The organism is Parahalioglobus pacificus, from assembly GCF_014652275.1.
GTDB classification, from domain to species: Bacteria; Pseudomonadota; Gammaproteobacteria; order Pseudomonadales; family Halieaceae; genus Parahalioglobus; species Parahalioglobus pacificus.
The window spans coordinates 1,206,356-1,228,928 of record NZ_BMYM01000001.1 but is presented as its reverse complement, the minus strand read 5'-3'; the positions used below and the strand labels follow the sequence as shown (position 1 = coordinate 1,228,928).

Sequence of the window (22,573 nt, the reverse complement as noted above, 5' to 3'; positions counted from 1 at the left end):
TGCTTCACTGGCAGTCCAGCCTCCCGGGAGACCGCATTATGCCCGTACTCAATGGCCGGCACTAGCGATGCGCCGCTACTTGCTTGGATTGTTCTTGGGCACGATGCTCACTACCTGCCTTGCCGCTCTACCGTTGGGCAGTGCAGGCGGTGCCGCCGTCGTGACTGGCGCTTGGATCGGTTGGCGGATGCCCATGCTGCGAATGGCTGGAGGTGCGCTCTCTGGCCTGGGCTGGGGCACGATATACGCTACTCAACGGCTTAAGCGAACCTTGCCGAAAAACTGCCTACGCGAGCGTCTCGAGATTGCGGGTACCGTCAGTGGATTACCTCAGCGCTGGGTAACCGTCGGTCGGCCGCCCGTGCACAGCTTCGACTTTGAGGTGGCCAGGTTAGAGCCCGAGCGCTGCCAAGGGCCAGTGAAGCTGCGCCTTAACTATTACGGTGAGCGGACAATAAAGGCTGGGGAGTCGTTGCAGCTGAACGTACGACTGCGACGCCCACGGGGTTTGGCCAACCCCGGAGTTGTACCTCGCGAAGCCTGGTATCACCTTAACGGCATTGACGCACTGGGCTCTGTATCGGGTCAGCCGCTCGATTTAGCGCACAGCACTGCCAGTGCTGGTTCTATTCATTCAATCGGCGCTGGTGTCGCGCGACTCAGAGCCACGATCAGTGAGGCTATTGACCAAACCTCCATACACGAGGGCAGTGCAGCAATACTGAAGGCACTGGCGGTTGCAGACCGCAGTGGAATATCACCCGAACTTTGGCGATTGTTTCAGCAACTCGGTGTCGTACATGTGTTAGTCGTTTCGGGGCTGCACATCGGCTTGGTGGCGTTGATGGGGCTGGGTCTTGGTGCCGGGCTCAGTAGGGTGTTGGGATTGCTAGGGTTGGCGCCGCGATGGTTGTTAGGGCCCGCCTTAGGGGCGATGTCTGCAGGGGCATACGCCGCTTTGGCCGGCTTTTCTTTGCCCACCGTGCGTGCTTTGGTCATGGTCTGGGTAATGCTTGCAGCATTGGCCAGTGCGCGAATGGCCTCCAGCGCTCGCGCGTTAGTACTGGCAGTCACGCTCATTGTTTTGTGGCAGCCATTGTCCCCCATATCGCCGGGCTTCTGGCTCAGCGCGGGTGCCGTAGCGTTATTGCTGTGGTGGTCGTTGTGGCAGCCCAGTAGGCAGAAATGGTCGACGGTATGGCGCACTCACCTGTACATGTGTCTGGTGATGATGCCGTTGACAGCAGTGTGGTTCAGCGGCGTCAGTACTGTCGCCGCATTGGCGAATATGATCACTGTGCCGCTGATCAGCATCTGGGTCGTACCGCTGACACTTATCGGTATTCCCTTGAGCATCATTAGCCAGCCTATGGCGGACCTTGCCTGGCGCCTGGCATCTTGGCCATTGAGCACCTGGTTGCAGCTCGCACAGGGCTTTCACCGGGTGCTTGGCCAGTCTGTCTACATCAACACCGGCATGGGTATCTTAAGTGCGATGCTTGCCCTGATAGTGATGTTGGCCCTATTGCTGCCGGTAGGCGTAAGGGCGCGAGCACTACTTGCTTCCGCATTGGTGACCGTTCTTGCTTCGCCAAATCCTGCGCCCAGATGGGCGTCTCGCCTCGTCGTGCTGGATGTGGGGCAGGGCACTGCGGTTGTGTTTCAGGAAGGGAAACGCGCGGCGCTGATAGATACGGGGGGAGGTGACCCTGCTGCAATCACCCGGCTGGATACAGTGGTCTTGCCCTGGTTGCAGCGGGAAGGCATTCGTGAGCTGGATACGCTGGTGGTTAGCCACGCTGATCTTGATCACAGCGCGGGTGCCAGTGCCTTGCTGAGGCGGCTACCCGTGAGCCGCGTCCGACTGGGTGAGGCCTTAGGCGCTCACGGACCGTTAGTGTTGGCCTCTGGTTCCGATGTATCGCGTTGTCGCCTCGGGGAGAGCTGGCGTTGGTCCGATGATACCCACTTTACCGTGATGTCAGGCGTTGATCCCAGATTGTCGGGTAACGATGCCAGTTGCGTCATTGCGATCAACTCACACGGTGTGCGCTTCTTGCTGCCGGGCGATATCACGGCAGGATTGGAAAAGTCGCTGGTACGCTATTGGCAGGAAGATCTTAAATCTGAGGTTCTGCTCGCGTCACATCACGGTAGTCTATCTTCTTCCAGCAGCGCTTGGCTAAGGCGTGTAGATGCGACTTCAGTGGTGTATAGCGCAGGTTATGCCAACGCCTTTGGGCACCCGCACTGGCGTGTCGAGAAGCGTGTGGACCTCACGGGTGCGCACTCTGTATTTACTGGCGAGCACGGCGCGCTGGAGTACCGTATTGGCGCCGACGGCAGCCTGACGCTAACGAGGCATTCGTTTTCCCCACGATACTGGTGGATGTGAGTTTTTTGCCCTTACCGGCACCCTCTCGGTGCGTATAATGCGCAAACACAGATCTTAACCGGGGGTAAAAACGTGCTGGAATTGCTGACATCGGGCGGTCCGCTGATGGTGCTCATTGTGCTGAGCTCAGTCATCGCTGTCGCCATTTGTCTGGAGCGACTGTACACGCTAAATCCCAAGAAGATCGCGCCGCCACACCTACTGGCCACGGTCTGGAAACAATTGAAGGCCGGCGAAATGGACGCGGGCAAGTTGAAGACGCTAAAGCAGTCCTCACCGCTGGGGCGCATTCTGGCTGCCGGGCTTGCCAATGCCTATCACGGTCGCGATGTCATGAAGGAGAGTATTGAAGAGGCGGCTGGGCACGTTGTGCATGACCTTGAGCGCTACCTCAACACCTTGGGCACCATCGCAGCGGTTGCGCCGTTGATGGGCCTGCTCGGTACGGTAATGGGTATGATCAAGGTCTTCGCCGAAATCATGACGCAGGGCACTGGCAATGCCAGCGTGTTGGCAGGTGGTATATCAGAGGCCCTGATAACAACGGCCGCCGGGCTGTGTGTGGCTATCCCCGCGCTCATTATGCACCGTTACTTCACCGGCCGTATCGACGGCATTGTTGTTGAGTTGGAGCAAGAAACCATCAAGCTGGTGGATGCCCTGCACAGCGAAGAGAATACGGAACAGAGTCCTTGAAGTTTCGTCGCCAACAGCGCGAGGAGTTGGGCGTTAATCTGACGCCGTTGATTGACGTGGTTTTTCTGCTGCTGATCTTCTTTATGGTGTCTACGACCTTCACGCGCGAAACGCAGCTGTCGGTTGATTTGCCGGAGGCAACGGGAGAGCCCCAGGAAATGGCGGCCGAGCAGATCGAGATTCGAATCGATGAGGCCGGGGTATATCGGGTCAACGGCCAGCCGCTGGTTGATACGCGTATGCGTACATTACAGGCAGCTATTTACAAGATCTCCGCCGGCGATACGACCTTACCCATGGTGATTACTGCCGATGCGCAAACTGAGCACCAGTACGTGGTGCGCGCCATGGATGCGGCCGGTCAAATGGGCTTCGTACACCTGAGTATTACAACGCGCCAGCCTGCAGAGGCCATGGGTAATGGCTAAGGCTCCCGCCAAGAGCCTGCCGCCCCGCAGCGGCGAGGTCTCCGACTGGAAGCTCTACGGGCGACTGCTGTCTTACATTGTTCCGTACTGGTACATCTTTGCGTTTAGCATTCTGGGCTTTCTCGTTTATTCGCTGGGTAATGTGCTACTGGCCGATTTGTTGCAGTTTTTGCTGGATTCCATCAATGAATCCGATAGCGCCGATAAGGGCATCGTCGCCAGTGCGGCTTATGCGTTGGTTGACTCTTCCGGCATGAGCGCCCTGGAGTTCGCGCGGATCGCGGTACCGGTTGCTGCCGTATCGCTGGCGTTCGTGCGTGCAATGGGGTTCTTTCTCGGCACTTACTTTATGAGCCATGTGGCGCGCAACCTGATCCATGAATTGCGTTGTGAGCTGTTTAACAAGATGCTGGTAGCGCCGGCGCAGTACTACGATAAACACAGTAACGGTGTGTTGATTTCCAAGATTACCTTCAATGTTGAGCAGGTGGCTGGCGCTGCAACCAAGGCGCTGAAAATTCTTGTGCGTGAGGGGTTAACCGTCATCGCACTGATCAGTTACATGCTGTATTTGAACTGGAAGCTCAGCCTGGTGTTTTTCGCAGTGGCCCCATTTATCGCCCTGGTGGTCGCCGTTGTAGGTAAGCATTTCAGGCGCTATAGCCGTAGAATACAGGCGTCGATGGGTGATGTGACTCAGGTATCTAACGAGACTATCGGAGCCTACAAAGAGGTGCGCTTGTTTAACGGCCAGTCGCATCAGGGCGAGCGATTCAAACGAGCCAGTGCCTACAACCGCGCACAGAGCCTGAAGCTCGCATTTGCAGACGCGCTCAGTACCCCGGTCATTCAGACCTTGCTGGCACTCGCCCTGGCGGTGCTGGTGTGGTTTTCCCTCAACCCCACAATTCTCGCCGGATTCAGCGCCGGGTCGCTGGTGGCGTTCCTGACGGCGGCTGGTCAGTTGGGCAAGCCCATCCGCAGTTTGTCCGGTATCCAAAGCGAAATTCAACGTGGGTTGGCTGCTTCCGAAGACATCTTCGCCCAACTGGATGAGCCTGCGGAATTGGATGAAGGCCAGTTGGTCGTGCCCCGTGTGCAAGGGCGGTTGAGCATTCAAAATCTTGTTTTCTACTATCCCGGTGCAGAAGAGCCTGCGCTGAAAGATGTCTCGCTGGAAATCGGTGCTGGCGAGACTGTCGCCCTGGTTGGGCGCTCCGGGTCCGGTAAAACAACACTGGTGCAGTTGCTGGCACGTTTCTACCCGATAACACAGGGTTACATTTATCTGGACGATGTTCCTATTGAAGATTATCAGCTGAATAATCTGCGCTGTCAGCTGAGCATGGTGTCTCAGGATGTGACGCTGTTTCACGACACAGTTTTCAACAACGTCGCTTACGCCGCCAGGGATCGCGTATCCGAAGAGGCGGTCGAACGTGCCACCGAAGCCGCTTTCGCGACGGAGTTCATCAGAGACCTGCCCGATGGCTTTCAAACCTTGCTCGGCGATGAAGGTGCCGGGTTGAGCGGCGGACAGCGTCAACGGCTCGCCATAGCCCGAGCGATTTTGAAGGATGCGCCGTTGCTGATTCTAGATGAGGCAACCTCCGCGCTGGATAATGAATCTGAGCACCGTATTCAGCGCGCGCTGGAACATGTGATGCAGGACCGTACGACACTGGTCATTGCACATCGCTTATCCACGGTTGAGAAAGCAGACCGTATTGTAGTGATGGATGCAGGGCAGGTTGTGGCGGCTGGCAAACATGAAGAGTTGCTGGCGCAGGGTGGCCTCTACGCCCAGCTCTATCACCAGTCATTCTCGGATTGAGCCTGTGAGTGAATCACGTCTGGTAAGGGCCTGGTACGCTGGCGCTGCCTGGCTGTGGTTGCTGTTACCTCTTGAGTGGCTGTTTCGCGCTGTAACGTCTGTACGACGATGGCTGTACCGAAATCAGTGGCTAAAGAGCTACAGGGCGCCCGTGCCGGTTGTGGTCGTGGGAAATGTCACCGTAGGCGGCACCGGCAAAACCCCTTTTGTGATAGCGCTGGTCAATGCTTTGCTTGCTCAAGGTGTGAAGCCTGGGGTAGTCAGCCGGGGCTATGGCGCACAGGGGCTCAAGGCGCCGCGGGAAGTGACACCGGGCAGCGACCCCATAATGGTCGGTGACGAGCCATTGCTGATAGCCAGGAAGACGGGTGTGCCAGTGGTTGTATCACCCAAACGGCCCGATGCTGTGCGCTGCTTGCTTGGCAATAGCTCTGTTGACCTGATCATCAGCGATGACGGCTTGCAGCACTACGCGCTGGGTAGGGATAGGGAAATTGTTTTAATTGATGCGGTGCGCGCGCTGGGCAACGGCCACTGCCTGCCAGCAGGACCACTGCGTGATCCGCCTTCGCGCCTGGCGACCGTAGACCACACGCTGTTTCGGGGAGGCACGAATGCCGATACCGGATTTAGCTACCAGCTAGACTTGCTCACTCAGCTCACAACGGGCGAGCAGCGAACGCCGTCTCCGGCGGCGCTTGGTGACGCTGTGCATGCGGTAGCGGGTATCGGGCAGCCAGAGCAGTTCTTTGCACAGTTGCGCGCGACCGGTTTCGAGGTGATAGCTTACAGTTATCCCGATCACCACAAGTTTCAGGCGTCAGACTTTGCGTCCATGGACGACAGGCCCATTATTATGACCGAGAAGGACGCGGTAAAATGCGCAGCGTTTGCAGATGCGCGCATGTGGAGCCTGTCGATATCCACCCGCGTGCCGGATGTGGTCGTGGACGATATCCTCGAACTGAGTGCAGAGAGTCACACGAAGGTCTGAGTCACTTCATTCTCGAGCGAGTTGTGACGGTGTGGCATCAGCCACGACGTCGCTGATGTGACGCACTGGCATACGCCAACGGAAAAAGGTTTAGGTATGACATACACGGCGGTGATTCCCGCACGATTTGGCTCCACCCGGCTCCCGGGAAAGCCGCTGCTGGATTTGGCGGGCAAGCCCATGATCCAGTGGGTTTGGGAACGAGCCATGGCCAGTAAGGCAGAGCGGGTGATTATCGCGACCGATGACGGCCGTATCGCCGATGTGGCAGCCGCTTTCGGGGCTGAGGTTGCGGTGACCCGTTCAGACCATCCCTCAGGAACAGACCGTTTGGCCGAGGTGGCCGAGAAGTTCTCGTTCGCACCGGACGATATTGTTGTGAATGTGCAGGGTGACGAACCCATGATTCCCCCAGCGGTCATCGACCAGGTTGCGGCCAATCTGGCTGTAAACCCAACCGCGGCCATTGCCACGCTTAGCGAGCCCATCGAAGGCATTGAAGAACTGCAAAACCCGAATGCGGTGAAAGTCGTCGCGGCCAGCAATGGGATGGCCATGTACTTCAGCCGGGCACCCATACCCTGGCCACGAGAGCTCTTGCAGGGGCAGGCGCCAAACGCGACGACTCCACTACCAAGCCCGGCTGCCTGGCAGCGTCATATCGGTATCTATGCTTATCGGGCCAGCTTTCTCGCGCGCTACGTGACGTGGATCCCCGCTGATGTTGAAGCACTGGAACAGCTTGAGCAGCTAAGAGCGTTGTATAACGGTGAGCGTATTCACGTGGAGCCAGCCGTGGCACCCGTTCCGGCGGGTGTGGATACCGAGGACGACTTGAGTGCCGTACGAAAAAGGCTGCGAGAAGAGCAGGCGTAATGCGCGCATCGGTCTTGTTCGTTTGCCTGGGTAACATCTGTCGTTCGCCGACCGCCCATGGCGTGCTCGAAGCCATGGTGCGCTCCGCCGGACTTCAGGACAGCATTGACGTAGATTCCTGTGGCACCGGCGCCTGGCATGCAGGTGAGGCGCCTGACAGGCGTGCGACGCTCGCCGCAGCCGTGCGAGGTTACGACCTGTCGCCATTGCGCGCCAGGCAGGTGACGGCTGACGACTTCCATCGCTTCGATTACATACTGGCGATGGATAGCAGTAACCTCAGTGATCTCAAGGCGATGTGTCCGGACCACTTGCAACAAAAAATCGGTTTGTTCCTCGATTTCGGCGATAGCAGTGAGACAGAGGTGCCCGATCCCTACTATGGCGCTGATGATGGTTTCGAGCATGTGCTCGACCTGGTAGAGAACGCAAGCAGAGCGCTCCTAAAAGAGGTGCCGCGTGCAGGTTGAAACCAACGCAACATTGGTATCCCTAAACACATTGGCACTGGAGAGTAGGGCATCCTATCTGGTGACGGCAGCTACGCCGCAGGACATCCTTGACGCTGTCGCACTGGCAAAAACCAATGGTCTGCCTCTGGTGTTGCTGGGAGGCGGCAGCAATGTCGTCTTGGCCAGCGACCTTGAAGCCGTCGTTGTCCATATCGTGAGCCGCGGCATCGAGATCCTTCGGGAAGACAGCGAGAGCGCCGTCATTCGAGTAGCGGCGGGTGAGAACTGGCATCGGCTTGTGCAGTGGTGTTTGGGCCAGAATTACTTCGGTTTGGAAAACCTGGCGCTGATTCCGGGTACAGTGGGTGCGGCTCCCATCCAGAATATTGGCGCCTACGGGGTAGAAATCGCGTCATTCGTAGACGCCGTGCACACCTTGAATCTTGATACGGGTGAGACTCGGGTGCTTTCGGGTGCGGCCTGTGAATTTGGTTACCGAGACAGTGTTTTCAAGGGTGCCTTGCGCGATTCGGTTGCCATTACTGCCGTGGATCTGCGTCTGAACAAGCAGCCAGTCGTGATCGTCAACTATCCGTCGTTGGCGCAATATTTCGAAGACGCAGGAATGCAGGCGACGCCGCAAGCGGTGTTCGATGCGGTCGTTGCTATCCGTTCCAAGCGCTTACCTGACCCCGGGGTCATTCCGAATGCCGGAAGCTTCTTCAAAAACCCCGTAGAGGGACAGGCGGGCGTTGCCTATCTGCGAACCCGGTTTTCCGGCTTGCCCGCGTTCACGCAAGCCGACGGCAGGGTGAAACTGTCCGCCGCATGGATGATCGAGGATTGCGGGTGGAAGGGAGCGGAGCAAGATGGCATGGGCGTAGATACAAACCATGCGCTGGTGCTTGTGAACAGAGGCGGTAACAGTGGTCGTGCATTGCTTAAGTTAGCGGGCGACATTCAGGATGCCGTGGCCCAGCGCTTCGGTTTCCGCCTGGAGATAGAACCCAGGGTGCTGGGTAGCAGCGATGGCTAAGTTCGATCACGAGAACTTCCTAAAGAGCCTGACCACCCGGCCTGGTGTTTACCAAATGTATGCCGCAGACGGGGAACTGCTGTACGTCGGTAAGGCCCGCAACCTGCGCAACCGTGTTGGTAGCTACTTTCGCGCCAGCGGGCTAACAACCAAAACGATGGCTCTGGTGGCCAGGATTCATGATATTCAGGTCACGGTGACCAGCACAGAAGTGGACGCGCTGTTGTTGGAGCACAACCTTATCAAGACGCATCAACCGCCCTACAACATTCTGCTGAAGGACGATAAGTCTTACCCTTACATTTTCCTATCATCCAATGACACGTTCCCGCGTCTCTCGTTGCACCGGGGTACCAAGCGCAAGAAAGGACAGTACTTCGGCCCTTACCCGAGTGCCGGTGCGGTGAGAGAGTCGCTGCACTTTCTGCAGAAGGTATTCAAGGTTCGCCAGTGCGAAGACAGCTACTTTCGGAACCGATCGAGGCCCTGCCTGCAGTATCAGATTGGTCGATGTACGGCGCCGTGTGTGGATGTCGTCAGTGAAGACGACTATGCACGGCAGGTTGAGGACACCACGCTGTTTCTGCGCGGAAAGTCGCAGGAATTGATGGTTCGGCTTGCCGACGATATGGAAAAGGCGGCGGGTGAGTTGGCGTATGAGAAAGCAGCGCTGTACCGCGATCAACTCAGGCAACTACAGCATGTGCAGGCGAGTCAGGGGATTGAGGGCACCACCGGTGACCTGGATATCCTTGCGGCGGTTGTCTCCGCCGGGCGTGCGTGCGTGCAGGTACTGTTCGTGCGAGGTGCACGCGTGCTTGGCAGTAAGACTTACTATCCGCCATTAAAGCTCGATGAGTCTCCTGGCGATGTGTTGCAGGCTTTTCTGCCCCAGTATTATCTCTCCGGGCATCAAGCGATTCCCTCCGAGGTAATCGTGAATGCACTGCCTGATGATGCCGAAACGCTTGCAGAGGCGTTCACCGTGCAAGCGGGTAGAAAAGTACAGGTTCGAACACGTGTGCGGGAAGCCAGGGCGCGCTGGCTGCAACTGGCGTCCCAGACCGCCACCACGAATCTTGAGGGCCACCTGGCGGGTAAGCAGTCCATGCAGGAGCGTTTGCAATCGCTGCAGGAAGCCTTAGCGCTGATTGAGTTGCCCCGGCGTATGGAGTGTTTCGATATCAGTCACAGCAGCGGTGAGGCTACCGTTGCCTCTTGTGTGGTGTTTGACGAGAACGGCCCGCGCAAGGCCGATTACCGAAAATTCAATATTGAGGGCATCACCGGCGGCGATGATTACGCGGCAATGCAGCAAGCGCTGGAGCGGCGGTACAGGCGGTTAAAAAAAGGCGAGGGAGCATTGCCAGACATTCTCTTTATTGACGGCGGAAAAGGGCAGGTCGCGCAGGCAATGTCAGTGCTCAGCGATCTCAGTATTCAGGGTGTGCGGGTGGTGGGCGTTGCTAAGGGTGTTACTCGCAAGGCCGGCTTCGAAACACTGATCGATGGTGACTCCGGCGCTGAAACCCAGATGAATGGCGATTCGCCAGCGTTGCATCTGATTCAACACATACGAGACGAGGCGCACCGCTTTGCTATTACCGGCCACCGTGCGCGGCGCGATAAGGCACGTCAGCAATCGCTATTGGAGGATATCCCCGGTGTAGGCGCGAAGCGTCGGCGAGAGTTGCTACGCCACTTTGGCAGCGCGAAGGGCGTGGTTAACGCCAATGTCTCGGAGCTGAAAAAAATACAGGGTATTAGTGCCACTTTGGCACAACAGATATACGATCACCTGCATAATAGCGCTGACTGAGACAGAGAATCGCAGCTTTGCCCATTAACCTGCCCAATGCCCTAACCCTGTTCCGTATCGCCTTGATACCGGTGCTGGTGCTGGTTTTCTACCTGCCTTTCAAGAACCACTTGCTGGTTGCCGCTGCGGTGTTTGCCGTGGCCTCGGTGACTGACTGGTTTGATGGCTATCTGGCGCGCCGCATGGGGCTGGTAACCGCATTCGGCGCCTTCCTGGACCCTGTAGCTGACAAGCTCATGGTAGCCGTTGCCCTGGTATTGCTGGTAGAGCGACACGATACGATTCTATTCACGCTGGCGGCCTGCGTCATTATCGGCCGAGAGATAGTCGTCTCCGCCTTGCGGGAGTGGATGGCCGAACTCGGTGCCCGCACATCCGTTGCGGTTTCTGTGGTGGGGAAGGTGAAGACGGCTTTTCAGATGATCTCCATCATTGGTTTGCTGGCAATCGACCCCAACGCCGGGCAAGGGTGGCTATTGGGGCTCGCCTACCTGATGCTGTATGCCGCGGCCGTTCTTACTCTATGGTCGATGTTTATTTATCTGCAGGCGGCATGGAAAGTAATGCGACCTGAGGATAATCCGAATTAATTCAATGGCTTGCGTATATTTTTTACGTAAACGCTTGACTCTATGACAGCAGCCCCTACAATGTGCGCCGTTGTCATCGAGGTGATGCGCCAAGCCGTTTTCGGCAGCCGTGACGGCGGTTAAAATACGTGTGGTGCGGGAATAGCTCAGTTGGTAGAGCGCAACCTTGCCAAGGTTGAGGGGGGACGCCTAGTCTCGCCGGTTCCGGCAACCGTGACGACGGTTAAAACACGTGCGGTGCGGGAATAGCTCAGTTGGTAGAGCGCAACCTTGCCAAGGTTGAGGTCGCCGGTTCGAACCCGGTTTCCCGCTCCAATCTTCAACGGCAAAACATGCCCTGAAGGTTAAGGAGTTCGAAGTGGATCGCCACCCCGGCCGTTTCACACTCCAATTCTCAAGAGTAGTTCTTACTCAGTGTGGCTCGGTGGCAGAGTGGTTATGCAGCGGACTGCAACTCCGTGTACGCCGGTTCGATTCCGACCCGAGCCTCCATTTTCTAAGTCGTTGATACACCTGAGCTTTCGTATTTTCGACTAGGTCTAGGTCACACATTCAGACAGGTCTCATCCGCCACGTGGCACCGAATATGGCACTACGCGGCGTTTCCGAACTGACTGGGAGCGACCTGAATGATCACCATCCGTACCCGCAACACCGGCTTTCAAGCCATCGTAAAGCTGCCCTATGGCGGCGGACGACTCACCAAAGTATTCCCCAAAAAGACTCCAGCCCGGCAGTGGGCGAAAATCATGGAAGGCAGGGCACTTGTGCTCCAGCAGCAGGCCATGGAAGAGGGTGATCCGCACCGTACAATCACTAAGGCGATGGTCTGCCCCGAACTTTACGCGATAGCGCCATCAGTCACTGATGATGTGGATGGCATGACGCTGGGGGAGTTTTGCCAAGATCACTATCCGCGCTGGCGACGACTCAAAGGCACTGATCGTTGTACGACCAGGACAGCCCAGATCGAATGGTGGAAAGATCAATTGGGCAGGGATACCTTGCTCTCTGACATCAGCAAAGGCGATATTGCCACTGCATTGGCTGACTACGGCGATGGGCTTGCTGAAACTGGCCCAAACCGGGGCAAGCGTCGAAGTGCTCAATCCGTGGATCGACTCAAAGCCGCTATCTCTAGTCTACTCACGGCAGCGGTGGAGTGGGGGCATCTGAAAGGGAACGTGGCTCAAGGCGTTCCCAAGTTCGCAAAAGGTCAATCAATGGGGATTGGTAAGCAACTGGGCAGAGCAGAGCGTAAGGCGCTACTGGATGCTGCTGGCCGGTCGCGATGGGAGCGAATGTACTTGCTGGTGATGCTGGCGTTGGTGACAGGTGGACGCCGTGGAGAGTTGCTGAAGCTGCGCTGGGAGTATGTGAGTCTTGATGCGCTTACTGTGACCTTCTGTGAAGGCACCACTAAAAATGGTAAAGCCCGCACGGTCGGTATTAGCGACGAGGTAGCGGCTGAACTTTGTCGCTACCAGAGTCGGACTGGATTGGTGTTCCCGAGTCCCCGCTGCCCGGACAAGCCTTTTGCCTTTCGCAATCATTGGGAGCAATGTCTGCTCGATAGCGAAATAGCCTGTCGATTCCATGACCTGCGCCATACAGCCGCATCAATTCTCGTGAATTCGGGAATGGCCATACACGCAGCCAAGGATATTCTAGGTCACTCGTCTATAGCTGTTACTGAGCGGTATCTGCACAAGGATGATGGTGTAAACGACCAAATGCGGAGCATTATGAGCGCGGCTGTGGCCTGATCAGACAGGACGGGTATAGCGGCATTTGGGAAAATTTGAACAGCCCCAAAACTGATTGCCTGCTTTAGCCCCTTTTTTGGCGGTACGTAGGGTCATGGGAATATCGCATTTCGGGCAGGAAGGTGTGGCGGCGGCATTCTCTTTGATCTGGCGGACATGTGCGATGTTGGTCTTGAATCCGGGTGTATGTCTCGCCTTTTCGATTGCATCAATCATTTGCGCCACCTGCTCCGATGAGTAGATGGGGCTACGGTAGGTTCTGATGTGCATAACGCCACCAGCTCGACAGGTCACATTGGGTGGCATGGGGGTACGGAACTGGGCTGTGCCAGTGAAGATAATCACGGAGTGGATACTGTCAGATGGAAGTTGCAGTGTCGCTGCGACAGCTTTGACATGCTTGGCGTTCTGCCACAGCGGATTCTGGAATTTAAACTTGGTTCTATGGAACGTCTGAGTCCAGGTACGATTGGCAGTGTTCCCAAAGATCCACCCACTGTAATTTTTGGTCTCGATGACGAAAATGCCAAACTGGGAGAGGACGATGTGGTCAATCTGGGTCGTGCCTTTCTCCGTGGGTAGTGTAATGTCGTGTAGAACGGTGTATTCATCGGAGTTTAGGTATTTGGTGAATGAGTTTGCAACGGCCCATTCGCCCACCTTGCCTTTAAACCAAGCCGAGTCGATGACTCTCCAGAAGAGTACCAGCGGGATAAGCCACCATAGGTGGAATAGCCAGGTGCTGGTGACAGTTTCCAGTATGTCCATGTAGTTACTTAGCTACCATCGCCATGCCGAAGACTAGTTGCAGCGTGCGGCGGAATAGCCCCAGAAGGTGGAGGCTGGTATGCAGCGAAAAATTCCTTTTTTGCCCGCATTTTATGGTTCACACACTCGTTAAACTGGCGATCACTCTGGGGCGCCTGACAGCCCTCTGGTAGGCTGTAGTTTTCGTCAAAGGCTTTTCTCCTTTGTTGTTCGTAGTGCCGCCAGAGCGCCTGTCCCTGGCTCACACGCTGTTGTTCAGCATGTTTGGCCGCATTCTTTAACTCTGCCTGTTCTTTGGCTGCTGCTTGGCGGGCTTGATTGTTATCGACTAGCCTGTCTCCCATCTTCTTGACTGAATTGCTGGCAAAATGGCCCATGAAGGTGATCAAGATAAAGCCGAGTAGGAGCGTGACCACCCCGGCAATTAGCGATTTGATGAGTTTCTGCAAGACTTACTTTCCTTGTTGAGCAGCGAGCACGGCGCGTAGTTCCTCTATCGATTTCCAGGGCCGTGATCGGTGGATCATGCGGTGGCAGTTGCTGCAGACGATCGCGAGATCATCCAACGTGGTCTTTTGGTGTGGCTTCATCTCACTTACGGGCTTTTTGTGGTGGCATTCAGCAAATTCTTTGCCCAGTGATCCATATCGTTCATAGAAGTCAAAGTCACAGACTTCGCAGGCGAGTTTGCCTAGTTTTTTGAGGACTTGCGCCTTCTTCTGTCGCGGCAGCTTACCATCGCGCTCCCGATGTCTATGCTCCCGAGTGACCAGTTTACCCTCTGTCCCTTCGTACTCTTCATCAGCATCATATTCGCTCGGTGAGGGCTGCTCCTGTCCCAATGTGTTCAGCAGCGCAGTGGCAGATGCCAGAGCTTCCTTTTTACCGATAAACTCTTTGAAGACCTGCTTGTCCAGGGCGCTGGTTGAAGCCATCCCACCTGGTTCGTCAGGATCTATGGCTCTAAAGTTAGCGAGTTTTAGTCCAACTCCGTTCGGATTGCGGAAGCTGTCACGCTCCCTGAACTGTTTAGGGTGGATATGTAGTGAGCGGAGATGCTCGCTCAGCGCTACAACTTCGGGATGTGTGCCGTTACCTGCCGCTGAGCGGTCCTTGAAATAGAGGTCAAGGGCTAGGATTAGCTCATCACGCGTCCAGTCCGGATTAAGTGGTTCTTTAATCGTCGCCAGATCGGGTTCGCCGGTGGCGATGAAGTAGGCGTTACTCTTTTCCTGGTCGAGAACGCTGAAGCCTTGTGGAACGAAGTTGGGCTTGTACCCTACGATATCGTTGAATGCGGGGTAGGGCATGTCCACATCTTCCGGGGCGTCTAAAAAATAGATGTATTCCCACGTGGCTCCCTCGCTGTCGAAGCCCCAAAGCTCAGCTGCCAGCTCGGGGGCGTGTACCTTGTACTGTATATTTCCCTGCGAGATTAGCTTGCCATCGCGTGTGAAGACGCCTTTGTCACCAATTTCGATGCGCTCCCACTTCTTCTTGTTTGCGCCTGTGGTGCCTGGTGTTACACCCCATACCTGAGCCTTGCCATCGGGGTAAATCGCCTTCAGGTCACCATATACGCTCGAGTCGAGCCATGTCTCGTAGGTGACTAGGTCAATGGGGGTCTGGATGGTGTCAACGTAATGATCCCTCGCGTCCTTGTTGGCGCAAGGCTGGAGAATAACTCGGCTCATTCATCGTCCCTACGGTTGTACTTAACGGCATTTCCTTTCGCCAGCTCTACCGGGTATTTTTCTGCGTTGATCGCGATCTTCTTCAAGGTCGCATCTGTCAGGTCGATGTCAAGCCGTTCTGACAAGCGTAGAAGATAGATAAAAATATCGGCCATCTCCAACTCGATGTCAGAGAGCGTTTTAGCGCTCAACGCCTCACGTTCGGACTCGGATGTGGTCAACCATTGAAAGTGTTCCATCAGCTCCGCAGCTTCTCCAGCCAATGCCATAGAGAGATTCTTGGGTGAGTGATACTGCTCCCAGTCGCGTTCGATGGCGAACTGTCTTGCGTGTTCTAGTAGCTCTACCAGATTCATGTTGTGTTCCTCATTTGTGGACCAGCGCGTAGTCACCATCTGCACTACTTATTACAACAAAATCGCCCATTTCGGGATGTTGGCCAGTATGCACCCTCAGGCTCCCCATGTCCTCGTGAGTGGCGTTCTGGATCAGCTCAATGATCTGAGCTGCCGCTTTTGGATGTTTAACCGCGATGGATGAGTACCACTCAACGCGAGTTCGGTACGCAGGCATGGAGTCTGAGGGTAGAGTTATTCTATTACTTGGCGATGATTTTCCTTTCGCGCAGCTTTCGCCGGGTAATTGCCTGGTTGGTCGCGTCTATCGCTTATGTGGTTTACCTTGACCAATCGTCCGCTGTGTTTTTCGAGAGATACGCCACGGTCGCCGGAGCTTTAATCGCATTTAGCGCAGGGGCATTCGTTTACTACCTAGCCAAAAAAATTCGCCTGACATCGTGGCACCTATGCGTATCTATGGTGCTCTTCATTTTGTATCTGATCTTCGCGCCGTGGATTTGGGGGTTCTCCAGTCAAGCAAGTGGCCTCCTTGCTCTGGGAGTCCCTAATCATTACGGCCTCTATGGATGCGTTGTACTCGGCGCATACCTCCTGCTGTCAATAGCATCGTCAGAATCAAGCATACGTTTCCCCGCGTTCGGAACAATGCTTGGAAATATCGCCTACCCTGTATTTCTACTGCATTGGGCGATTGCTATTGTCGTGGTCGGCGTCGGTGTTCCATTCCACGAGAAATGGTTTTTCATCCCAGTGTGTTTCATACTGATAAACGCAGCCTCTTTGCTTATATACAAGTACCTGGATGAGCCAATTGACAGGGTTTTAAGACGAGCGGTAAGAGAAGGTAAGTCGCCTAATTCTATTTTTACTAAAGTGATAACTGCTTTACGGGTGAGGGCGGGATGGTAGCGGGTCATAGGTGGCACTATGGTCCCGCTTGTTTCTGAGGCAATACTGACTCGAGCGATGCAGCTTTAGTTCCGATTCACTGTGATGTCAGTACTGCACATTCATGAAACCAGTTACCAGCATAACAACACGAAGCCTACTAACCGAGCTTATTTGCCACGCGCATAGCGAAACGATCGGGCATACAATTGCCGCATTGTTCGTCCTAAAACTATCACTACTACGGTAGCTGCTCGCCACGCCACCGTATTTATCGTGCTTCACACATGCACGCATAGATTACAGTCCAATTTTCTACTAATGTTTAACGGCATAGCGGTCACCTCCTATGACAAGCCGTATTGTTTTTGATGCGGAATGTGGTTTGCCGGCCACGGCCTCCATCGATTTAAATTTATTTCATGAGGTTCACTTGTCCGAACGAGTACCTTGATACGGAGCATGAGCTTAATGATAAAACTGCAGAGACGGTGTTTACTGATTCTGGTGGCGGTACTATTACTGTCAGCGCAACCCGTAGCGGCGCAAAGCACTCAGGACTTGGCCAAGCAGTTGTCGAATCCCGTTGCATCTCTTATCAGCGTTCCGATGCAGCTGAACTATGACAAGAATATTGGTAGTGACGATCAAGGCGAGAGACTTGTTCTGAATTTGCAGCCAGTTGTGCCTGTGGAGTTAAACGAAGAATGGAACCTGATTTCCCGCACAATTTTACCCGTGATAAAACAAGATCATGTGCCCGCGGGAACCAGTAGTTCTGGCACAGGAGATATCGTCCAAAGCCTTTTTTTTTCACCCCAGACCCCCGGCAGCCATGGCTGGATATGGGGCGTAGGCCCTGCGTTTCTGCTCCCCACTGCCAGCGACAGGCTTTTGGGCTCAGAACAATGGGGCGGGGGTTTCACTGCGGTAGCACTAAAGCAAAATATGGGACTCACTTATGGCGCTTTGATGAATCAGGTTTGGAGGCTTGCTGGAGATGATGACCGTCAAAAGTACAATGCACTATTTTTGCAGCCATTTGTTTCTTACACCACGGCGTCAGCACTTACCTATTCTTTGAATCTGGAATCGACCTATAACTGGACGACAGAAGAGTGGGGTGTGCCGGTAAACGTGGCAGCGTCGCAAGTTTTCAGAGTCGGCAATCAGCTGTTGAGTGTCGGAGCTGGCCTGCGGTATTGGGCGGATTCGAACGCCGGGACCGGCGAGGGGGTCGGTTTTCGCATTACGCTTACTATGCTCTTTCCTCGCTGAGAGAGCAGCGCTTCGGCATAAGCTCGGGTTATACCTAGCATCGCCAAAGCTATCTGTATGGCAGCATGCGGGTGTTGCAAACTTAGATGCCAAACGACCTAGCCTTGAGCGGCAATGCCTGGTTGTAGCCGAAGCATCGTAAATATCCCGCATCTAAGCAGCCATTTTTCAGTGACTCGGTGGCCTTTTTCAGCCCCGTGCGGAATTTTCTTTGGGTGCTACGACGGCAAAGCCCCGACGCAGGCGATTCTCAACCTGGCCAGCGAGTATGTACTAGAGTTTAAATCAGCTGCGATCTGATCCGGCTGCTATTATGCGGGTAAGCACGCACCCTCGGGAGCCCCTAAGAACTCACGTGGGAAGTCAGCTTTGCTGATCCACCTCTTTATGGAATCTCTCTAAGCATGCTAAACGAAATAATGTCCTGCTAAATACGGTAGCGGCTATAGATCACTAGAGGATGAATCAGGCACTGCGGCTCGAACGGTTGCAATAGCACAACGTTCTCAACATCTAGCATCGACACAATAGTAAACCACAGGTTATTCGGCAAACTGTCGATGACGAACCTCGTCTAGCTGGGTGCACAAAGATTTCGCTCCCAGTATCAGCCGGGCCGTTGCGCGCTGAATATGATCAGGCTCCACAAACAGCAGTGCATCTGTTTGCACGGCGCGTAGTGCCGGGAATGCTCGCCACTCATCCAGCCATTCGGGCCTGGCGGATGACATACCGCTGGCGACAATCACATCCGGATTGCGCTGCAGCACCGACTCGATACTGATCTTCGGTGCAATCATGGGCAGGTCCCCGAAGGCGTTTTGCCCACCGCAGATCTCGATCACAGCTGAAATCATGCTCTGGTTGTTTACGGTTTGCAGCGGCTCGTTCCATACCTGGTAGAGCACGCTGAGGCGTTGCTGGTTACTGTGGGCGGCCTGCAGTTTCTCAAACGCCATTTCAAGGGATTGTGCAGCAGCTGTGGCAACTGTCTCGGTCCCCGCCAGCGTGCCGATATCACGAATGGATTTGCTGATGTCCCGTATTGTCTGCGGCTCGCTAACATACACAGGTATACCCAGCCGCTCCAGCGCAGGGAGTTGCTCAGTACCCTTGCCGGTACCCCACAGTAAAACGAGATCCGGTTCCGCTGCGAGAACGGCTTCCAGACTCCATGAATAGGTTCGCCCCAGTCTTGGAATGTTCTTGGCATCCTCGGGATGATCTGCGTACTCAACGGTGCCCACCACCTTGTCGCCAGCACCTGCGGTAAAGGTGTTCTCAACAATATGCGGCGCCAGTGCAACGATCCGTTGGGCAGGTCTCTCAAGCGTCACCTCTCGGTCATGGAAGTCGACGACGTTTATGGCCGCCTGCGCGCTGCCAACTATCAGAAGCCACAGGCAAAGTACGCGCACTAATGCATTCTGACGAGTCATGCTCATGGCAACAATACCGTCGGTTTTCCCGACTCAGGGTGAACCCCGATGATGGGTTCTACATTAAAAGTCTGGCGAAATTGTTGGGAAGAAAATACGGTGTCGCAGCGATCCATAGCCTGCTGTTGCCCACACTCCAACAAAATCACTTGATCGGCGATGGCCGCCATGAAGTTAAAGTCGTGAGCGATAACGACAACGCCACAGCCGCGTGCAGCAAGGTCGTGGATGATTGTTTTTAGCTGCTGTTGATGAGCAAGATCCAGCGCGCTGCCTGGCTCGTCCAGCAACAAAAGCCGGTGGCGACTGTCTTCCTCGCGCCACACCTGGGCGACGGCCCTCGCAAGTTGCACGCGCTGCTGCTCGCCACCCGAAAGCTGGGTGTAGGCTTTATCGGCAAGATAGGAGATATCAGTCGCGTCCATCACCTCGGCGACGACTCGCTCATCAACGTTGTGGCCAGTGGCATGTGGCGTTCTGGCCAGTGACACGACTTCGCGCACTGTGAAGGCGAAGCGCAGCGTGGAGCGCTGCGTGAGCAATGCGATGCCACAGGCTCGGCGGCGGTTCGGCACAGTGTCCAGTCTTTCATCACCGAAGGTGAGCGATCCAGCCGTAAACGGCAGTCCGCCGGCCAGAACGTGAAGTAGGCTGCTTTTGCCGGCGCCATTGGGTCCGATAATTCCCAGCACCTCGCCACTGGTCACGCTCAGATTAACGTCCCGCAGAAGCGGGGTGCCCCAGGGGGCTGCCTCAAGATGGGTCGCGGTGAGTAACATCAGAACGACCCCAAGTCCGATCGATAGCGCAGCAGGTACACAAAAAACGGGACGCCGATTAACGCTGTTACGATGCCCACGGGCAACTCAGCGGGCGCAATGAGTAGGCGCGATGCGGTGTCGGCGGCCAACATTAGGGTGGCGCCGGCCAGCGCGGCTGCGGGCAACAGTGTCCGGTGCCCCGGTCCAACAAGCAGGCGAATAATATGAGGCACAACCAGCCCGACAAAAGCGATAGTGCCCGCGAGCGCAACTGAAGTTCCCACGCCGATTGCAACCAGCACAATTAAGGCAGTTTTCGTTGCCTGCACATTGATACCAAGATAGCGTGCCTCGGACTCACCCAGCAGCAGCGCGTCCAGCGACCGGGTAAACCAGGGCAAGGGGAGCAAAACGATCAGCGTCACCAGCAGTGCGATGCTCACACGCAGTTCATTCGCACCGTCCAGGGCGCCCATGCGCCATAAGCTGATGCGTCTCAGCAGTTCATCCGAACTGTAGTACTCAAGGAGTGTGCTTATGGCACCTGCCAAGGCAGTTACTGCGATACCTGCGAGCAGCATGGTTGCTACTGAAGTCACGCTATCGCGTGTTGCCAGTGCATGTACAAACCCAACTGCACAGAGGCTGCCGATGAAAGCGCCGCCGCTCACAAGGGTGATGCCGGACAATGTGCCAGCACCGGCGCCGACAACGATCACCAGTGATGCGCCCAGTGAAGCGCCCGCGCTGACGCCGATGAGAGACGGGTCGGCCAAAGGGTTGCGGAATAAGCCCTGGGCGATTGCGCCGCAGACAGCGAGATTTGCACCCACCAGCGCAGCGAGGATGGCGCGGGGCAGGCGTAGCTCGCCGACGATCATGCTTGCCTGCGCAGACTCGGATGTTGTCCAGGGTAACAACACGAGCAGCGTATCGTGCATGGATACTGGCACTGCGCCGTGGGAGAGGGCCACCAGAAACGACGCCGCCAACAGCACAGACAGTAGCGTCAGCAGTCGAGCACGAGTGAGTGATTGCGTCGTCATTCAGGCGATGCCTGCAGCACGCCACAACGCGGCGAGATCCAGATGGTGTTCCAAGGTGTCGGCGAGGCGATCTAGCTCGGCGTTGCGCAGCGCAGCAACGTCAACAGTAGCCCCTGTGTTGCAACCCGCCCACTTCAAAAGCGCCTGGCAGGCCTCCGGCTCATCGAATAGTCCATGGATATAGGTGCCGGCCACCCTGCCATCTTCGGAAATAGCACCGTCTGAACGGTCGTCTGCCAGCTGCGCCAGTGGTTCCAGATCACCCAAGACATGGGTTTCCCCGCAGTGAATCTCATAGCCCCGAAGCTTTGCATCGCCCAATACAGTGCCTGCAACCTGATGCAGTTGTTTGCCATCCTTAAGCACGGTGGAGCAGGGAAGTAGACCCAGGCCTTCCGTGTTTCCGGGCGAGTCTTCGATCCCGTCCGGATCATGAATGTGTTGCCCGAGCATTTGGTAGCCACCACAGACCCCCAACACCTTCCCGCCGAACCGCAGGTGTTTCATGATCTGCTTGTCCCATCCTTGCTTGCGCAGCCACTGCATGTCAGCGCGCACATTTTTACTACCCGGCAAGATGATGAGATCGGCCGGGGGCAGAGGATGCCCTGGAGCACCGTACACGAGGTTGACGCCAGGCTGGTGCCGTAGGGCATCGAAGTCGGTGTGATTCGAGATACGTTTGAGAACGGGGACAACAACGGTGAAGGCGTTCTGTGTGAGTGCCTGGTCCGTGTCAATGGCGTCCTCTGCATCCAACCGAAGGTTCTCGATAAAAGGCAGTACGCCGAAAACAGGCTTGCCCGTTCGTTCCTGTAACCAGTCCAGGCCGCCTTCCAGTAGTTTGATATCACCGCGAAAACGATTGATGACAAAGCCCTTTACGCGGTGTTGCTCGCTGTGTGACAGCAGCTCCAGGGTGCCCACAAGGTGTGCGAATACACCGCCGCGATCAATATCTGCCACGATAATCACAGGGCAATCCGCGGGCTCTGCAAACCCCATGTTGGCAATGTCCCGCTCTCTCAGATTGATTTCTGCAGGACTACCCGCACCTTCGACGATGACCGTGTCGTAACGAGTGCGCAGAGCGGTAAAAGCATCCAGCACAGTAGCGAGCGCGATGGACTTGTAGTCGTGGTACGACATTGCGTCCATGGCCTTGAACACCTGCCCACGCAGAATGACCTGAGCCCGGGTGTCCGAGCTGGGTTTTAGCAGTACGGGGTTCATGTCGACGGAGGCGGGTATGCCTGCTGCCTCGGCCTGAAGGGCTTGTGCGCGTCCAATCTCGCCGCCGTCGTCGGTGACGGCGCTGTTCAGGGACATATTCTGCGGTTTGAACGGCGCGACAGACTGGCCGTCGCGTGCCAGTACCCGGCAAAGACCAGCGACCAGAACACTTTTCCCCGCGTCCGAGGTGGTGCCCTGTACCATGAGCGCGCCGCGCATGG

General features: G+C 55.9%; 20 protein-coding genes and 2 tRNA genes. 14 read left to right on the top strand and 8 right to left on the bottom strand.

Features of this window, described 5'->3' with window-relative positions; translation table 11 throughout:
* The first annotated feature begins 67 nt into the window (after positions 1-67).
* The 13 genes from IE089_RS05680 to IE089_RS05620 all read left to right on the top strand — a co-directional run bounded on the left by IE089_RS05680 (position 68) and on the right by IE089_RS05620 (position 12,886).
* Positions 68-2,395: a DNA internalization-related competence protein ComEC/Rec2 gene (locus IE089_RS05680; protein WP_189476011.1), complete on the top strand. Its 2,328-nt coding sequence runs from the start codon at positions 68-70 to the stop codon at positions 2,393-2,395.
* A 72-nt stretch (positions 2,396-2,467) separates the two neighbouring features.
* Positions 2,468-3,091, top strand: coding sequence for a MotA/TolQ/ExbB proton channel family protein (locus tag IE089_RS05675; protein WP_189476008.1), 624 nt, complete (start codon positions 2,468-2,470; stop codon positions 3,089-3,091).
* A complete protein-coding gene (locus IE089_RS05670; protein ID WP_189476005.1) occupies positions 3,088-3,519 on the top strand; it encodes an ExbD/TolR family protein in 432 nt (143 codons plus the stop codon). The genes IE089_RS05675 and IE089_RS05670 overlap by 4 nt, the downstream gene beginning before the upstream one ends.
* Positions 3,512-5,353, top strand: a complete 1,842-nt coding sequence (msbA, locus tag IE089_RS05665) for a lipid A export permease/ATP-binding protein MsbA (protein ID WP_189476002.1) — start codon at positions 3,512-3,514, stop codon at positions 5,351-5,353. Before IE089_RS05670 ends, msbA begins: the two co-directional genes overlap by 8 nt.
* A 4-nt stretch (positions 5,354-5,357) precedes the next feature.
* Complete coding sequence (gene lpxK / locus IE089_RS05660; protein ID WP_189475999.1) at positions 5,358-6,347, top strand: tetraacyldisaccharide 4'-kinase; 990 nt, start codon at positions 5,358-5,360, stop codon at positions 6,345-6,347.
* Between the two features lie 96 nt (positions 6,348-6,443).
* Positions 6,444-7,223, top strand: a complete 780-nt coding sequence (gene kdsB, locus IE089_RS05655) for a 3-deoxy-manno-octulosonate cytidylyltransferase (protein WP_189475996.1) — start codon at positions 6,444-6,446, stop codon at positions 7,221-7,223.
* Positions 7,223-7,693, top strand: coding sequence for a low molecular weight protein-tyrosine-phosphatase (locus IE089_RS05650; protein WP_189475993.1), 471 nt, complete (start codon positions 7,223-7,225; stop codon positions 7,691-7,693). The genes kdsB and IE089_RS05650 overlap by 1 nt, the downstream gene beginning before the upstream one ends.
* Positions 7,683-8,711: a UDP-N-acetylmuramate dehydrogenase gene (murB, locus tag IE089_RS05645; RefSeq protein ID WP_189475991.1), complete on the top strand. Its 1,029-nt coding sequence runs from the start codon at positions 7,683-7,685 to the stop codon at positions 8,709-8,711. Before IE089_RS05650 ends, murB begins: the two co-directional genes overlap by 11 nt.
* On the top strand, positions 8,704-10,530 hold the full coding sequence (gene uvrC / locus IE089_RS05640) for an excinuclease ABC subunit UvrC (RefSeq protein ID WP_189475989.1): 1,827 nt from the start codon (positions 8,704-8,706) through the stop codon (positions 10,528-10,530). Before murB ends, uvrC begins: the two co-directional genes overlap by 8 nt.
* A 23-nt stretch (positions 10,531-10,553) precedes the next feature.
* Positions 10,554-11,120 (top strand): CDP-diacylglycerol--glycerol-3-phosphate 3-phosphatidyltransferase, encoded by a 567-nt coding sequence (pgsA, locus tag IE089_RS05635; RefSeq protein ID WP_189477395.1) that lies wholly within the window; start codon positions 10,554-10,556, stop codon positions 11,118-11,120.
* A gap of 239 nt (positions 11,121-11,359) precedes the next feature.
* Positions 11,360-11,435: transfer RNA gene (locus tag IE089_RS05630), tRNA-Gly, on the top strand.
* Between the two features lie 103 nt (positions 11,436-11,538).
* Positions 11,539-11,612: transfer RNA gene (locus tag IE089_RS05625), tRNA-Cys, on the top strand.
* Between the two features lie 137 nt (positions 11,613-11,749).
* Positions 11,750-12,886 carry a tyrosine-type recombinase/integrase gene (locus IE089_RS05620; protein WP_189475986.1) on the top strand — a complete coding sequence of 379 codons (1,137 nt, stop codon included), beginning with the start codon at positions 11,750-11,752 and terminating at the stop codon, positions 12,884-12,886.
* Here IE089_RS05620 and IE089_RS05615 read toward each other — a convergent pair whose 3' ends face one another.
* From IE089_RS05615 to IE089_RS05600, 4 genes are read right to left on the bottom strand one after another with little or no spacing between them, the layout of a single operon-like run.
* Entirely contained in the window at positions 12,887-13,654 is a 768-nt protein-coding gene (locus IE089_RS05615) for a nuclease-related domain-containing protein (protein WP_189475983.1), read from the bottom strand. It abuts the gene before it with no gap.
* A gap of 8 nt (positions 13,655-13,662) precedes the next feature.
* On the bottom strand, positions 13,663-14,103 hold the full coding sequence (locus IE089_RS05610; RefSeq protein ID WP_189475980.1) for a hypothetical protein: 441 nt from the start codon (positions 14,101-14,103) through the stop codon (positions 13,663-13,665).
* 3 nt (positions 14,104-14,106) lie between these two features.
* Positions 14,107-15,348, bottom strand: coding sequence for an HNH endonuclease (locus IE089_RS05605; protein ID WP_229802600.1), 1,242 nt, complete (start codon positions 15,346-15,348; stop codon positions 14,107-14,109).
* Positions 15,345-15,704 (bottom strand): nucleotide pyrophosphohydrolase, encoded by a 360-nt coding sequence (locus IE089_RS05600; protein WP_189475977.1) that lies wholly within the window; start codon positions 15,702-15,704, stop codon positions 15,345-15,347. Before IE089_RS05600 ends, IE089_RS05605 begins: the two co-directional genes overlap by 4 nt.
* Positions 15,705-17,066: 1,362 nt before the next feature.
* Here IE089_RS05600 and IE089_RS05595 point away from each other — a divergent pair.
* A complete protein-coding gene (locus tag IE089_RS05595) occupies positions 17,067-17,873 on the top strand; it encodes a transporter (protein ID WP_229802599.1) in 807 nt (268 codons plus the stop codon).
* Positions 17,874-18,415: 542 nt separating this feature from the next.
* Here IE089_RS05595 and IE089_RS05590 read toward each other — a convergent pair.
* From IE089_RS05590 to IE089_RS05575, 4 genes are read right to left on the bottom strand one after another with little or no spacing between them, the layout of a single operon-like run.
* Positions 18,416-19,318 carry a cobalamin-binding protein gene (locus IE089_RS05590; protein ID WP_229802598.1) on the bottom strand — a complete coding sequence of 301 codons (903 nt, stop codon included), beginning with the start codon at positions 19,316-19,318 and terminating at the stop codon, positions 18,416-18,418.
* Entirely contained in the window at positions 19,315-20,091 is a 777-nt protein-coding gene (locus IE089_RS05585; RefSeq protein WP_189475971.1) for an ATP-binding cassette domain-containing protein, read from the bottom strand. Before IE089_RS05585 ends, IE089_RS05590 begins: the two co-directional genes overlap by 4 nt.
* Positions 20,091-21,119 carry a FecCD family ABC transporter permease gene (locus IE089_RS05580; protein ID WP_189475968.1) on the bottom strand — a complete coding sequence of 343 codons (1,029 nt, stop codon included), beginning with the start codon at positions 21,117-21,119 and terminating at the stop codon, positions 20,091-20,093. The genes IE089_RS05585 and IE089_RS05580 overlap by 1 nt, the downstream gene beginning before the upstream one ends.
* Complete coding sequence (locus IE089_RS05575; protein ID WP_229802597.1) at positions 21,120-22,571, bottom strand: cobyric acid synthase; 1,452 nt, start codon at positions 22,569-22,571, stop codon at positions 21,120-21,122.
* Positions 22,572-22,573 lie beyond the last annotated feature (2 nt).

Bases quoted from the DNA above. Each gene is read 5' to 3' on its own strand.
- IE089_RS05680 (WP_189476011.1), top strand. From the start codon at position 68: ATGCGCCGCTACTTGCTTGGATTGTTCTTGGGCACGATGCTCACTACC.
- msbA (WP_189476002.1), top strand. From the start codon at position 3,512: ATGGCTAAGGCTCCCGCCAAGAGCCTGCCGCCCCGCAGCGGCGAGGTC.
- kdsB (WP_189475996.1), top strand. From the start codon at position 6,444: ATGACATACACGGCGGTGATTCCCGCACGATTTGGCTCCACCCGGCTC.
- IE089_RS05650 (WP_189475993.1), top strand. From the start codon at position 7,223: ATGCGCGCATCGGTCTTGTTCGTTTGCCTGGGTAACATCTGTCGTTCG.
- uvrC (WP_189475989.1), top strand. From the start codon at position 8,704: ATGGCTAAGTTCGATCACGAGAACTTCCTAAAGAGCCTGACCACCCGG.
- IE089_RS05620 (WP_189475986.1), top strand. From the start codon at position 11,750: ATGATCACCATCCGTACCCGCAACACCGGCTTTCAAGCCATCGTAAAG.
- IE089_RS05615 (WP_189475983.1), bottom strand. From the start codon at position 13,654: ATGGACATACTGGAAACTGTCACCAGCACCTGGCTATTCCACCTATGG.
- IE089_RS05605 (WP_229802600.1), bottom strand. From the start codon at position 15,348: ATGAGCCGAGTTATTCTCCAGCCTTGCGCCAACAAGGACGCGAGGGAT.
- IE089_RS05600 (WP_189475977.1), bottom strand. From the start codon at position 15,704: ATGAATCTGGTAGAGCTACTAGAACACGCAAGACAGTTCGCCATCGAA.
- IE089_RS05595 (WP_229802599.1), top strand. From the start codon at position 17,067: ATGATAAAACTGCAGAGACGGTGTTTACTGATTCTGGTGGCGGTACTA.
- IE089_RS05590 (WP_229802598.1), bottom strand. From the start codon at position 19,318: ATGAGCATGACTCGTCAGAATGCATTAGTGCGCGTACTTTGCCTGTGG.
- IE089_RS05585 (WP_189475971.1), bottom strand. From the start codon at position 20,091: ATGTTACTCACCGCGACCCATCTTGAGGCAGCCCCCTGGGGCACCCCG.
- IE089_RS05580 (WP_189475968.1), bottom strand. From the start codon at position 21,119: ATGACGACGCAATCACTCACTCGTGCTCGACTGCTGACGCTACTGTCT.
- IE089_RS05575 (WP_229802597.1), bottom strand. From the start codon at position 22,571: ATGCGCGGCGCGCTCATGGTACAGGGCACCACCTCGGACGCGGGGAAA.